This is a genomic window from Nocardioides lianchengensis (genome assembly GCF_900101465.1).
GTDB lineage: Bacteria > Actinomycetota > Actinomycetes > Propionibacteriales > Nocardioidaceae > Nocardioides > Nocardioides lianchengensis.
On sequence record NZ_FMZM01000011.1, the window covers coordinates 19,187 to 33,302 of the forward strand.

A 14,116-nucleotide genomic window follows, 5' to 3' on the forward strand; every position below is an offset into this window, starting at 1 on the left:
AACGTAGTCCGAAGTGACCACCCTTTTGTCCCGAAAGTCCTTTGCCGCGCCGCTTGGTGCGCGAGGATGCGGAGCGTGCTCACCGGCTCTCCGTCCGCCCCCCTGGACGACGCGGCCCGCGCCGACCTGGACGCGCTCGCGACCTGCGGTCGACCCGCGCTCGAGGTGCGCGCCCGGATCGTGCTCGCCGCGGCCGGTGGGGCCGGCGACGCCACCGTCGCCGGGACCCTCGGGGTGAGCCGGCCGACCGTCACCACCTGGCGACGCCGGTACGACGAGGGCGGGATCGACGCGCTCCGCGACCGGCCCCGCGCCGGCCGTCGCCGGCACCTCGACGAGCGGGCCATCGTGACCGCGACGCTCGAGCCGCCGCCCCGGATGCTGCGCGCGACGCACTGGTCGGCGCGGCTGCTGGCCGGCCAGCTCGGCGTCGGGCACAGCACGGTGGCGCGCGCGTGGGCGTCGTACGGCGTCCGGCCGCACGGGAGCGAGACCTACCGGTTCGCCACGTCGCCCGAGCTGGTCGCGCACGTCGCCGACGTCATCGGCGTCGCCGTCACCCCCGACGCCCGGATCCTCGCCCTGCGGGTCCACCCGACCGGCCGGCAGGGCCGACACGTCCAGCGCGAGGCGGCCCGGGCGACCGGCATGGGCCCGATCGGCATGTACGTCGCACTGCGCGCCGCTCTCGACGACCCCGCCGCCCACGCCGCCCAGCCCTCCCCCGACCTCGGCCGGTTCCTGCAGGTCGTCGAGCGGGCCCACCTGACCGCCGAGCAGCGCGGCCCGACCCTGGCCCTGGTCGTCGACGACCCGGCCGTCCTGGAGCGTCCCGACCTCGCCCCGTGGGTCGCCGCCCACCCCCGCGTCGCCCGCCACCACGCCTCCGGCGCCGACGCCTGGCTCGACCTGGTCGAGGTCTGCCTGACCATCGTCGAGCACCCCGCGACCCAGCGCGGCGCCGACGGCTGCGTGCCCGAGCTCGACGAGCTGCTCCGCGGGGTCTCGCAGGACGGCGCGGGCCTCACCGCGCCGTTCGTCTGGACGTCGCGGATCCGGCCGCTGCGACGCTGAGGCTCAGCCGGCGGTGGTCCTCACGGCGCCGGTCATCGTCATGCTGACGACGCCGCCGAACGCGCAGTTGCAGGTCGCGCCCGAGGTCAGGGCGGGCTTGCCGCCGATGGTGGTCTTCATCGCCCCGGGCTTCCAGGGGCCGGCGATGGTGGGCATGCACGGCATCGGGGTGAGCACCCCGAGGGCGGCGGAGGTGGCGGCGGCGACCGTGGGGTTCGAGAGGCTCGTGCACATGCCGAACGGCATGACGTTCACCCCGGGGGCGATGTCGGCGATGGTGCCGGCCGGGCGACCCTCGATCATCACCTTCGGGGTCGGCAGGAAGTTCAGGGACGACGGGGCGACCCCGAAGGAGCACATCGCGAGCGCTCCGGTGACGGTGGCGGTGCCCATGGGGGCCTCCTCAGGTCGGTGGTGCGGGCTGGGTCACTGCTTCGTCCCCTTGACCGAGCCGGTCAGCTTGGTTCCGGCCGAGGTGACCAGGCAGATCACCGAGCGGTCGTCCTCCTGCCAGCTGCGCGGGGACGGGGTCAGGTAGGTGTAGAAGAGCGAGGAGTCGAGGTAGTCGACGCCGACGTACCCGCCGAACTCCTCGGCGCAGGCACCGTCGGCGAACTTGGTGAGCGCCTCGTCGCCCGGGAACTCCCCGGACCCGTCGACGTCGGCCTCCTCACCGGGGGCGCGGTAGGGCACCACGGCGTACGCCTCGTGGTCGTGCTCCTTGCGGCAGTCGACGCGCTCGAGGTCGGAGATCTGGGCCTCGACCTCGGACGGCGCCAGGAAGCACTGGCCCGGCTTGATCGAGAACACCGAGCCGTCCTCCTCGTCGTCGCCCGAGCACGCGCCGAGCGCGAGCGGCAGAACGACGAGCAGCGCGCCGGCGCGGGCGACGCGGCGGCCTCTCGCACCGGTCATGAGTCCGCCCGACCTGCCCGGTCCATCCGGTCGGCCATCGCGACGACCCGCTCGACCGACGGCGGCGCCTCGGTCCACCCGAAGGAGTCGGTGCCGACCGTGACCTGCAGCGTCGTCGAGGCCTTGAGCTGGCCACCGGCCGCGGTCCACAGCTCGCGGGGCAGGCTGCGCTCGTCCCCGAGCGCGAGCGTGACCGACGTGGTCATCGGGTTGGTGAAGTACTCGGCCGGCACGTGGTCGGCCGCCGCGAAGAGGCTCACCAGGTCGCCCAGCAGCTGGTGCTCGTCGCGCGGGCTGCCGGCCCAGGCACTCACCAGGTAGCCCAGCTGCACCATCGGCTGGGGCACCCGGCGCTGCGGCGCCCCCTGGTCGGGCGTGCGGCTCATCTGGGAGCGCGACGGCTGGTTGCTGCGCTGCACGTCGTACAGGAAGAAGTTGACCGTGATCCGCGACAGCTGCGCGGACCAGTTGCCGGTGGGCGCCTCGAAGGCCACGTCGCCGATCTCGTCGGGCAGCGGGAGCTGGGCACGGACCAGCTTCTCCAGCCCGGAGTCGACGTTGCTGATGAACACGTGCGCGAGTCTGGCACGGACCGCGGGCCACCACCCGGAAAACCCGGGGAGCGACCCCAGAGCCGGCACCACCCGGGTGGACTAGACACGAGTTTCCGCATTCCGCCACGCAGCCCCCGAACGCGCTCCTAGGCTGAGCCCGCTCTTACCACGACAGGCACCCCTCGGCAGGTATCCCGTGCACCGTATTTCCCGCGACCTCCACGCGGTTCGGCGCACCCCTCGCGAGGGGCAGGAGAGGAGACGACCGTGCGGGTAGCCACCGAGCACCGCGTCGTCCCCGCGGAGCCCGGCTCGACCATCGAGCTCGTCGTCGACGTCGTCAACACCAGTGACCTCATCGACGGCGTCACGGCGAACCTGATCGGTCTGCCGGCCGCCCAGGTCGAGGTCGAGCCCAAGGTGCTCCCGCTCTTCCCCTCGGCGCAGGGCCAGATCACCCTCGCCGTCGAGGTGCCCTCGACCCAGCCCGCCGGGTCGCACCCGATCACCGTCGAGGTGGTCTCCCACGGCGCCGGCGCCGTCACCCAGCACGTCGACATCGACCTGTCGGTCTCCGCGCGGCCCGCCGTACGCCTGGGGCGTACGCCGCACACCGTGCGGGGTCGGCGCTCGGGCCGTTTCGTCCTCGACGTCGAGAACACCGGCAACACCGCGCTGGACGTCGAGCTCGAGGCCCAGCTCGAGGACTCGCGTACGGCGGCCCGCTTCACGCCGCGCACGCTCCGGGTCGACCCGGGGGTGACGACGCCGGTCATCCTGGTGCTCAAGGGCCCCCGGATGTTCACCGGCGCCGAGGTCGACCGGACCGCGGCGATCAACCTCTCGGCGAAGCGCACCAATGTCATCTCGGCGATGCAGGAGGCCGAGACCGAGGCGGCCCTGCAGGCCGCGACCACGGTCGTCCTGCGGCAGCGCCCCACCGTCAGCCGCGGCGTGCTGACCGCCCTGGTCCTGATGACGATCATCGGGCTGTGGGCGGCGGTGTTCCTGCTGGGCGTCACCCAGGTCCTCTCCGGCGACCCGCTCACCAAGACCGCTCCCGCCTCCTTCTTCCCGGTGAGCGCCGAGACCGCCGCCGAGGGCGGAGCGGGGACGGACGCCGCCGGAGGTACGGCGGGCGGCGCTGAGGCCGCCGGCGGGGCCGCGGCCGCCGGCGGGGGCACGGCCAGCGCCGAGCCGGCCGGCGCGATGCCGAAGGACGGGACGCTGCCCGCCGGTGTGGGCGGCACCATCGAGGGCACGGTGTTCGCGACCAGCAACAAGCTGCCGGTGGGCCGCATCCTCGTCGAGGCCTTCCGCGACGGCCGCCAGGGCCGCCAGCTGGTGAGCTCGGCCGCGACCCAGGCCGACGGCACCTACTCGCTCGCCGGGCTGTTCCCGACGTCGTACACCCTGCGCTTCAGCGCCAAGGGCTACGACCCGATCTGGTACAAGTCCGCGACCGGGGCCGGCAAGGCCGACCGGGTCTCCGTCAAGCCGCAGAGCACCAGCGACGGCATCAACGCGACGGTGACCGGCGACCCCGCGACCATCTCCGGCCGCCTCGACCCCGGCAACTCACTCGTGCCGCCGACCGCGACGGTCACGGCCCGGCCTCTCGACATCCTGACCCCCGACGGCCAGCCCGCCGGAGTGGTCGCTCGGACGACGACCGACGCGAGCGGCTCCTACACGCTGCGCGACCTGCCCGCGCCGGCGTCGTACGAGGTCAGCATCGTGGCGGAGGGCTACTTCGCGAAGAAGGTGCTGACGGCCGTCTCCGGCGGCGAGCAGCGGCTCCAGCCCAGCGTGGTGCCGAGCGCCTCGGCCGGCGCCATCTCCGGCACCGTCACCGACGGCAAGGACCCGCTCGGCGGTGTCGTCGTGTCGACGACCGTCAACGGCGAGGCGATCTCCGTCATCACCCCGACCGTCGGAGCCGTCGGCAGCTTCACCCTGGGTGACCTGCCGACCCCGGGCACCTACCTGCTGACCTTCTCCGCCGAGGGTCACGGGTCCACGACCGAGATCGTCGGCCTCGCGGCGGGCGCCACCGACAACACCGTCAAGATCACGCTGGTCGAGGGCACCGGCAGCGTCCAGGGCACGATCAGCGACCTCGACGGTCTGGGCATCGGCGGCGCGACCGTCACCGTCGGTGGCGCCGGGGCGGCTGCTGCGGACGGCACCACCCCGCCCACCGGCACGACGATCCCGACGACCACGACCCTCACCGAAGGTGAGAGCAGGGGCAGCTTCACGATCAGCGGCCTCCAGGCGCCGGGCGAGTACACCCTGACCATCACCAAGGAGGGCTACAGCCCCCAGTCGGTGCCCGTCGTCCTGGGCGCCTCCGGTCCGGCCAGCTCCGTCGACATCACGCTGACCGACCAGCTCGGACGGCTCGTCGGACGGGTCGTCGGCCCGGACGGCAAGGCGTACGTCGGGGCGACGGTGACGGCGACCAACGGCCTGAACTCCTGGACCGCGACGAGCGGCGCCGAGGGCAACGGCGGCCTGGGGGACGGTGGCTACCGGATGGACGGCCTGCCACCCGGCACCTACTCCGTGACCGTGCGCGCCGACGCGATGCTGCAGCAGACCGCGCTGGTCAGGATCCTCCCGGGCGTCCGCAGCGAGCAGGGCCTGCGTCTGGGCGAGGTGGGCTGACGTGCACGTCGACATCTCGCCCCGCCGCTTCGAGCTGGTCCCGGGCATCCCCCAGCCGGTCTACGTGACCATCAGCAACAACGACACCGTCATCGGCGGGTACGCCGTGCGCGTCCTCGGCGCCGACCCGTCGTGGATCACCGTCGACCAGGCCGACGTCTCGCTGTTCCCCGACGAGAGCCGCACCGTCACGGTGCTGGTCTCGGTGCCGGAGGGCATGACGGCCGGTGAGCGTCGACTCTCGGTGCAGGTCCGCGAGCTGACCCCGCCCGAGGCCTCGGTCGTCGAGGAGGTCGTCTTCACCGTCCCGGAGGCGCCGGCGGTCAAGCTGCGCGTCGATCCCCTCGCGGTGACCGCCGGGCGTACGGCGCGCCTCAACCTGCTGCTCGACAACACCGGCAACACCCGGATCGACCAGCGGCTGCACGGCCAGGACCCCGAGAGCCGCGTCCGGTTCCGGTTCGACCCGCCCGTGGTGACCCTCGAACCCGGTGAGCACGCCCTCGTCGACGTCCGGGCGACGGCCAAGCAGCCGTTCCTCGGCAACCCCGTGGTCCGCCCGCTGGAGCTGCGCCTGGTGCCGCGCGACTACGTGCCGGCCCCGCCCCCGCCACCGAAGAAGGACGAGAAGAAGGACGGCGAGAAGAGCCTCGCGGCGCCGTCCCTGCGGCGCCGGCGCAAGGCACCGGTCCCGCGGATCGACGACGAGGCCGTCCCGGTGCTGGCCAACGCCACCTTCATCCAGAAGCCGATGGTCTCCCGCGGCCCCGTGTCGCTCCTCGGGCTGCTGCTGGCGGTGACGGTGTTCGCGATCGTGATCACCCTCGCGCTGTCGCGGATCGTGGGCCAGTCGGCCGCCGACCGCAACCTGGCGCTCGAGATCGCCGCCGCCCAGCAGGGCGGGTCCTCCTCGGGCACGTCCAGCATGGGCGGCACCGTCACGCTGCTGACGTCCGGAGCCCCCGTCGAGGGCGTGGCCGTCAGCGTCTTCGACGCCGGGGACACCGAGGCCCCGCTGGCGACGACCGCCACCGGCCCGACCGGGACCTGGAAGGTCGGGAAGCTCGCGGCGGGCGACTACAAGGTGACGTTCCGCGGCGCCGGCTTCGTCCAGATCTGGTTCCCCAAGGCGGTCGATGCCGCGGACGCCGAAGCAGTCACCCTCGAGGCCGGCAACCAGCGCGCGGGCCTCGACGTCGCCCTGGGCGGGGTGCCCGCCTCCATCGCCGGCACCGTCTCGGGCGCCGATGTCTCGGCCTCGACGCTCACGCTCAAGGCCCCGCTGAGCGGCATGAGCCCGACCACGAGCACCTCCGGCAGCACCAGCGACACGGGGACCGCGGGGACCGCGGGCTCCGCCTCCGAGGTCGCCACGGCCCAGCAGGGCGCGACCGTGATGTCGGTGCCGGTCGGCGACGACGGCACCTTCGTGCTGGAGAACGTCCCGTCCCCCAGCGTCTACGACCTGATCGTCGAGAAGCCGGGCTTCGCCACCTCCACCCAGCGCATCGATGTCGGCGCCGGCGAGGAGCGCACCGGCGTCGAGATCACCCTGCGCCAGGGTGACGGGGTCATCAGCGGCCAGGTCCGGTCGCCGGCCGGGCCCCTCGGCGGCGCCACCGTGGTCGCGACCTCGGGCCAGACCACGGTCACCGCCATGTCGCTGACCGAGGGCGCCGTCGGATCCTTCACCCTGCCCGGTCTGCCCACGCCCGCGTCGTTCACCGTGGTGGTGAGCATGCCCGGGCACGCCACGCAGACGCTCCAGCTCGTCCTGGGGGCCGGCCAGCGCTACACCGGCGTGGGGGTGGACCTGAACAGCTCGTCGGGCGTCCTCTCCGGGTCGGTCACGACCGCAGCCGACGAGCAGCCGGCGCCGGGCGTCCTGGTGTCGGTCACCGACGGCCGCAACGTCATCCAGACCGCCACCTCGTCCGACGAGAAGAACCCGGGTGGCTGGCAGCTCACCGGCCTCCCCCTGCCCGGCGACTACACCGTCACCTTCAGCCGGTCCGACCTCGCCCCGCAGACCGTCCCCCTCTCGCTCGACCCCCGGGGCGGCATCGTCTACGACGGGAAGGGGTCGACGGTCACCGAGGAGCGCGGCATCACGGTGGCGCTGGTCTCGGCCACCGCCGTCGTCTCGAGCGCGGTGCGCCAACGACTCCCCAACGGCCGGACGGTCGCGATCGGCGAGGCCCAGGTGACGTTGAGCTCCAACTCCAGCGACCTGACGTACTCCGTCACGACCGCGAGCGTGCCCAGCCACAACGCCGGCGAGTTCCGGCTCGACACGGTCCCGCCCGGGACCTACACGCTGAGCATCAGCCGCAACGGGGTGAGCCCCGTGTCCAAGGGCCTCACGCTGGCCGCCGGCCAGGTGTGGAACGAGCCGACGGTGCTCCCGGTCGCCGCGGCCATCACGGGTCGCGTGCTGCTCTCGTCCGGTCAGGCCGTGCGCGCGGGCTGGTACGTCGACCTCTACCGCAGCAAGACCTACGACACGGCGCTCGAGCCGTACCGCCAGGTCCGTACCGACAAGAACGGGCGCTTCACGTTCCCCGACCTCGACGCGCCGGAGGCCTACCTCATCGAGGTACGGCGGACGCGGGGCGCCGATCCGAGTCCCTCCACCCCGATCAAGATCGACGCCAGCGAGCAGGCGAGCGTCGACGTGAGACTGAGATCCAATGAGTGAGCGTCCCCTGGGCTCCGAGCCCGCCCCGCTGCTCGGCGTCGACGCCCAGTTCGCGACCGGGGCCGCCGCGACCAGCGTCCTGCGGGTCGCGGTCCGCAACGCGGCGAGCGAGCCCCGCGTGCTGTCGGTCGCGGCGCTCGGCATCGACCCCGCGTGGGTCGACGGCGCTCAGCGCACCGGTGTGCTGGCGCCCGGCGAGACCGGCACCGTCGAGTTCCGGGTCACGCCGCCGCTCGGCACCCTGCCGGCCCGCTACCCGCTGATCCTCGCCGCTCAGGCTCTCGACCCCACGACCGGCCGCCCGACCTCGACGAGCACCGGTTCGGCGGAGTCCGTGCTGGTGGTCAATCCGCGATCCCAGCTGACCCTCGAGGTGACCCCGCGCGACCTGCGGATGATCGCGGCCAAGAAGTTCACCGTCGAGCTCCGCAACCAGGGCACCGTGCGCTCGAAGGTCGACCTGCTCCTCCAGTCGTCGTCCGGTGTCGTCTTCCGTCTGCCCCGGCAGGTGAGCGTGCCGCCGGGGAAGACGGTCAAGCTCCGCGGGAGCGTCCGGGCCCGCCGGCCTTACATGGTCGGCGCCAAGATCTCCCACAGCTTCACCCTGACCGCCCGCGGGACGGAGTCGGTCAAGCACGTCGACGGCCAGGTGGTCCAGCGCGCGGCCATCGGGCCGTCGATGCTCAAGGCCCTGATGCTCGCCCTGGTGATCGTGGTGTGGGTGGGCGCAGCGGTCGTCTTCATCCCCGCCCTGGCCCAGAAGGTCCGCTCGTCCTCGGAGGAGTCGGCCGCCGCGAGCGCACCCGGCGCCGACGGCGGGGCGGAGGCCGAGGCGGCCGGCGGCGCCGGCAGCGGGTCCGAGGAGGAGGCCGGTGCCGAGGGCGGGGGCGAGGGCGGGGACGCCGACGCCGGCAAGAAGGACGAGCTCCAGCTCACCGGGACGGTCGGCGGTACGGCTCCCGAGGACGTGACCGTACGTCTCGAGCCCACCTCCCTGGTCGACGAGCAGGCCCAGGGTGGTGCCGGCGTCGGCGTCGACAACGCCGCGCTCGAGCGCACCGGCATGCGCCTCGCGTCGGCCACGGTGCGTGGCAAGGCGCGCGACCGCGAGATCCCCGAGCGGTCGGTCGTGACCGCCGACGACGGCTCCTGGGCCTTCCCGGCCGTCCGGACGCCGGGCTACTACCTCGTCTCGTTCACGAAGCCCGGCTACCAGACCCAGCGCTTCGTCGTCGACTCCAGCAGCGAGGCCGCCGCCGAGCCGCTCGAGTTCGAGCTCGCCGCCGGCCAGGGGTCGATGTCGGGCCGGATCACCGGCCCCGGCGGCAAGGCCGTCGGCGGTGCCACCATCACGATCAGCGATGGCACCAACACCGTGACCACCAGCAGCAACTCCCAGGGCGACGTGGGGGCCTGGGCGATCACGGGTCTCTCCTCCCCCAGCACCTACGTCGTCACCGCCACCACGCACGGCATGAGCAGCGAGTCGCGGGTCGTCACCCTCGCCGCCGGGGCGAGCGGGTCGGCCGACCTCAAGCTGGTCGCGGGCGTCGCCACGCTGACCGGCCTGGTCCGGGTGCCCGGGCTGCAGAACAACAAGCCGGTCGGCCTCGGAGGCCTCACCGTCGGCGTGGACGACGGCAAGGGCCAGGTGCGCACGGCCACCACCTTGACCGTGGCCGGGGACGGGCGCGGGACGTACTCCATCCCGGCTCTCCCCGCCCCGGGGAACTACACGGTCACCTTCAGCGGGGACGGCTACCAGTCGCAGACCCGGCGGCTCTCCCTCGCCGCCGGCGACGCCGGGGCCGTCCGGAACGTCACGCTGAACCCGGCCACCGGCAGCCTCAGCGGCAAGGTCTACCTCGGCAACCGCCGGACCGGCCTCGAGAACGCCGCCATGACGCTGGAGAACGCCGACCACACCTACAAGACCACCAGCACCCAGACCGCGACCTCGACCGGCGACTACGCCTTCAGCGGAGTGGCGCCGGGCACCTACGTGCTGACCACGCGGTACTTCGGCCAGACGACCGACCACGTCAGCGTGAAGATCGAGGCCGGCGTCCCCGAGAAGTCCTTCGATCGGATCCTGCGGCCCGAGACCGGCTCGGGCCTGCCTTCGGCGTCCTCCCTCACCGGCTCGGTCATCGACGCCCAGAACGGCCAGGACCTCGCGGTGTGCGCTCGCGTCCCCGACGAGACGGACGTCTTCGAGCGGTGCCTGAAGGCCGAGGTCGACGACCCGGGCGTGACCCGGGGCGGCAAGACCGACCCCGCCGATCACTACGAGACGACGTTCGCCCCGAACGAGGCCTACGAGCTCCCGGACCCCGACACCCATGCCGGTGCGGGGCTCCGGCCCGGCCTGCACACCGTCACCGTCACCGCCCCCGGCTACGAGTCCGGGTCGGTCGACGTCAGGATCGGCCAGGACGCTCCGGTCGTCGCCCCGATCATGCAGCTCAACCGTGCACCGATCGTGACCGGCACGATCTCCGGCTCGGCCCCCGCGGACCCGGACCTGTTCCCCTCGCCGGTCGTCGACAGCTGCGTGTGGGTGCTCGACGGGGTCGCCACCCAGGACCAGACCGACGCGCTCGACGACTGCGCGAGCTCGATCGAGACCGGCGACTGCGCGCCCCTCAGCGCGCCGTACGACGGCAGCCAGACGAGCGCCGCGCGCGGCAAGTGGTGCGCCGCGGTCACCGACACCGCCCGCGACTTCAGCGTCCAGGTCCCGAAGAGCGGTCGCTACACCCTGTGGATCGAGCCGCTCAACCCCGAGTGGGCCTCCCCGCCCGCGCGCGAGCTCGACCTGCAGGCCGGTGAGACCGAGGACCACGACTCGACCCTCAACCGCTACGGCCTGCTCCGCCTCACCGTGCTGGCGCCGAACGACGCCGATGCCCTGGTCGCGGGCACCAGGCTGCCCGTCACGGTGCGGACCGGGACTCTGGCGAGCGGGCTGACGATCCCGGACACCGACGCGACGTCCGGCACCACCGTGGTCCGCGGACTGCAGAACCTCGCCCAGTACACGTTCGGGTCGGCGTCGACCGTGCGGGTCGACCCGAACGACCCGGAGGCGGGCTATGCGTCGGTGACCGGCACGGTGACCGTCAACGTCGCCTTCAACGAGATCCGCAGCGAGACCCTCCGGCTGACCGACAAGGTCCCGTACTTCCTCGGCCGCGTCCGCGGGAAGTTCGACCTGGACCGGGTCAACGTGCCCGGCGCCCGGGTCGTCATCAAGGCAGCCTCGTCGTTCAACAGCAACGACGAGCCCGACTACCCGGCGGCCCGGATCGACGTCCGCACCGACAAGGTGGCCTGCTTCGGCGTCCGCTCGGACGAGGACGCCAACCGGGGCACGACCCCCTGCCACGCGCCCACGGAGCTGGACCTCGACGCACCCGGCACACCTGCGCTCACCGGCACCTACTGGCCCAGCGGGACCTCGCACAACCAGACGTTGCGCACCGCGTTCGCCAACGAGGTGACCGTCACCGCCGACGGGTACGACGACCTCCACGTGACCCGCAAGGCGTTCCAGACCAAGGGCATCACCGACTTCGTCCTGGTGCCGTCGTACGTCGACTTCGGCGCAACGGTGGCGCTCAGTCCCCGCCCGGCCGGCGCCGCCACGGGTGGTGACCCGACGTGGAGCGACGGCACCGTGGAGGTGATCGGCCAGCCCGCCGACACGGGCACGATCACCGCCCAGCTGCAGCTCGGTTCCGGTCCCCGCGAGGGCGCCATCACCTGGAACGACAGCCGAGCGGGCAGCACCGGCAAGGTCCGACCCGGCACCTATCAGATCCGGGTCTCGGGCGTCACCGGCTGGGAGGCCGACACCGGCACCCTGTCCTGCCGGACCGCGTCCACCTGCACCTGGATCGAGCCGGTGGTGCTCGTGGAGCAGGGCACGGTCAAGGTCACCGTGGTCGACCCCGAGGGGGTGGCCGTCGACAAGGCGGCCGTCACCGAGAACAGGTCGAAGCTGCGCGTCGAGACGCCTGCGTCCGGTGTCGCCACCTTCCGCAACCTCTCGCCCGCGACGGGCACGGTCGCCGACACCCGCACCTTCCGGGTGCAGGCGCCCGGCTTCCGCTTCGGCACGACCTCGGCAACCAACGGACCGAACGACGTCGTCGAGATGCGGTGCGCCGCCCCGGGCCAGACCGGGGGCCCCCGGACGCCCCTGCTGGCGATCGGCTCCGGGCTGGAGACCTCCTGCACGATCACGCTCCACGAGCGCCTCACGACCATCAAGGGCAACCTGACCGGCGTCCTCGACGCCGAGCCGGCGCAGCCGCAGGACACGGCGCCGGACGCCGCCACCGAGCGCCTGGGCGGCTACGAGGTCCAGCTGACCCGCTGCACCACCGGCACCTGCGTCGGCGCGGACCTCGAGACCGCGACCACGATGCGCCAGACCACCCCGCTCGGCGCGGCCACGCTCGGGTCGTTCACCTTCACCGGCACCAACGAGAAGGAGAACCTGACCGGGGGCACCTACCTGCTCCGGGCCACCCAGGTGCCGCCGGGCTACCAGCGGCCCACCGGCCCCACCGGCGGTCGCGTGATCGTGGTGGCCCCCGATGTCGACGAGAGCTCCGCCGACCCCGACCAGAGGCGCGGCATCCGGCGCGTCGACGCCCTCGTGTACGCCGACCTCGTCACCTTCGACGTCCGGGTGACCGACCAGCACAACCGTCCGGTCACCGATGCGACGGTGCGGGTCGCGCGCACCCTGGAGGAGTCGAGCACCGGCGGTCGCGCCCCCAACGACCTCTCCCAGGTCGCGAACGGGATCTACCGCTACACCGGCATGCTGCCCGGTCGCTGGTACGTCCGGGCCACCGCCGACGGCATGCAGACGACGTCGTACTCGCTCAACACCGTGAGCTCCGGCGGCTCGGTGGTCGACTTCAAGGTCACTCGCACCGCCGCCAAGGTCTCCGGGACGACGTACGTCACGCCGACCACCGCCCTCGGCGGCGTCGTGGTCACCCTGACCTGCCGCACCGACGGGTCGAAGCCGCCGGCCGCGGCCGGCTGCCGGGGGAGCGCCCCGGCCCTGTCGACCACAGGCGACGAGCTGCGGACGACGACCGCCGAGTCCGGCAGCGGCCGCCCCACGGGCAGCTACTCCTTCGGGTCCGTCCCGGCCGGCGACTACGTCATCACCTTCACCAAGCCGGGCCACACGACGTACACCGACGCCGCGCTGACCCTCGCCGACGAGCAGCAGAAGACCATCGACCCGCAGATGCCGATCGTCGTGCGCGACGTGAGGGTGCAGGTCCAGCCGAGCCACTCGGCGCCCGAGCTGTCCGGCCTCAAGGTCGAGCTGCGGCCCATGCCCGGCACCGTGGCACCCATCCAGCAGACCACCCCGGACTCGACGTACGTCGCGCAGTTCTCCCAGGTCCCCTCGGGCTGCTGGGAGGTCGTCGTGCTGCCGCCGAGCGGCCATCGCGGGACCGCGGGCACCGTGTCCGGTTCGCCGAACGTCCCTGAGCTCGGTTGCCCGGCGGGCACCACGCTGCAGGTGCCCGCGGTGTCCGACACCGCACCGCTCGAGCTGACCGTGCCGTTCGCGGAGAGCCTGCTGGCCTTCTCGCAGCGGGTGCAGACCTCGTGGTCGGGGCACGTGCCGCCGACCCCGACCTACACCGTCACGCGCGTCGGCGGCCCGGCCCTGAGCCTGACCGTCACGGCCACCTCCGGTCGCCTCTGGCTCCCGCCCGGCACGTACGACGTGGCCTTCGGCCTGCCGACCGGCGAGGACGCGTTCTGGACGCTGCCGAGCACCCAACGCGTCGAGCTGCTGCCGTCGACCACTCCTCCCCTCGAGTTCGTGGTCGAGGAGAAGGACTTCGAGGTCACCGTCTCGATCCCGTCGCTGCCGGCAGGCGAGACCGGCCGCATCCTCATCAGCCCCGGCGACGGCCAGACCGCGTCGTACCCCTACGACGCGGACGAGTTCGACCTCGCGGTCCCGCCCACCGACCCCCTCGCCGGCGGGACCAGCGGCGGCTCGCTGCGGGTGACGCTCCCGCGCGGCAACTGGATCATCCGGGGCTCGTGGAGCACCGGCCCGGACGGCGACGAGTTCGACATCCAGGGTCCGCGGACCGTCACGCTCGGCAACGCCGTCCCGTGAGCCCGACGCGGTCGCCCCGCCACACCGTGCACG

Annotated in this window: 7 protein-coding genes; 4 read left to right on the plus strand and 3 right to left on the minus strand. The window is 73.1% G+C overall.

The window, feature by feature from the left end; genetic code table 11:
* Positions 1 to 75: 75 nt before the first annotated feature.
* Complete coding sequence (locus tag BLT76_RS18835; protein ID WP_170867145.1) at positions 76 to 1,074, plus strand: helix-turn-helix domain-containing protein; 999 nt, start codon at positions 76 to 78, stop codon at positions 1,072 to 1,074.
* 3 nt (positions 1,075 to 1,077) lie between these two features.
* Here BLT76_RS18835 and BLT76_RS18840 read toward each other — a convergent pair whose 3' ends face one another.
* From BLT76_RS18840 to BLT76_RS18850, 3 genes are read right to left on the minus strand one after another with little or no spacing between them, the layout of a single operon-like run.
* The gene (locus BLT76_RS18840; protein WP_090859692.1) at positions 1,078 to 1,467 is read right to left on the minus strand and encodes a DUF4280 domain-containing protein; all 390 of its coding nucleotides are present in this window, start codon (positions 1,465 to 1,467) and stop codon (positions 1,078 to 1,080) included.
* A gap of 33 nt (positions 1,468 to 1,500) precedes the next feature.
* On the minus strand, positions 1,501 to 1,989 hold the full coding sequence (locus BLT76_RS18845; RefSeq protein WP_090859694.1) for a septum formation family protein: 489 nt from the start codon (positions 1,987 to 1,989) through the stop codon (positions 1,501 to 1,503).
* The gene (locus BLT76_RS18850) at positions 1,986 to 2,561 is read right to left on the minus strand and encodes a Pvc16 family protein (RefSeq protein WP_170867146.1); all 576 of its coding nucleotides are present in this window, start codon (positions 2,559 to 2,561) and stop codon (positions 1,986 to 1,988) included. Before BLT76_RS18850 ends, BLT76_RS18845 begins: the two co-directional genes overlap by 4 nt.
* Before the next feature lie 249 nt (positions 2,562 to 2,810).
* On the opposite strand from BLT76_RS18850, the gene BLT76_RS18855 reads away from it, so the two are divergent.
* The 3 genes from BLT76_RS18855 to BLT76_RS18865 are packed head-to-tail and all read left to right on the plus strand — an operon-like array spanning position 2,811 to position 14,083.
* The gene (locus BLT76_RS18855; RefSeq protein WP_090859698.1) at positions 2,811 to 5,213 is read left to right on the plus strand and encodes a carboxypeptidase-like regulatory domain-containing protein; all 2,403 of its coding nucleotides are present in this window, start codon (positions 2,811 to 2,813) and stop codon (positions 5,211 to 5,213) included.
* Position 5,214: 1 nt separating this feature from the next.
* Entirely contained in the window at positions 5,215 to 7,911 is a 2,697-nt protein-coding gene (locus BLT76_RS18860; RefSeq protein ID WP_090859700.1) for a carboxypeptidase regulatory-like domain-containing protein, read from the plus strand.
* Positions 7,904 to 14,083, plus strand: coding sequence for a carboxypeptidase regulatory-like domain-containing protein (locus BLT76_RS18865; protein WP_090859702.1), 6,180 nt, complete (start codon positions 7,904 to 7,906; stop codon positions 14,081 to 14,083). The genes BLT76_RS18860 and BLT76_RS18865 overlap by 8 nt, the downstream gene beginning before the upstream one ends.
* The last annotated feature ends 33 nt before the right edge of the window (positions 14,084 to 14,116 follow it).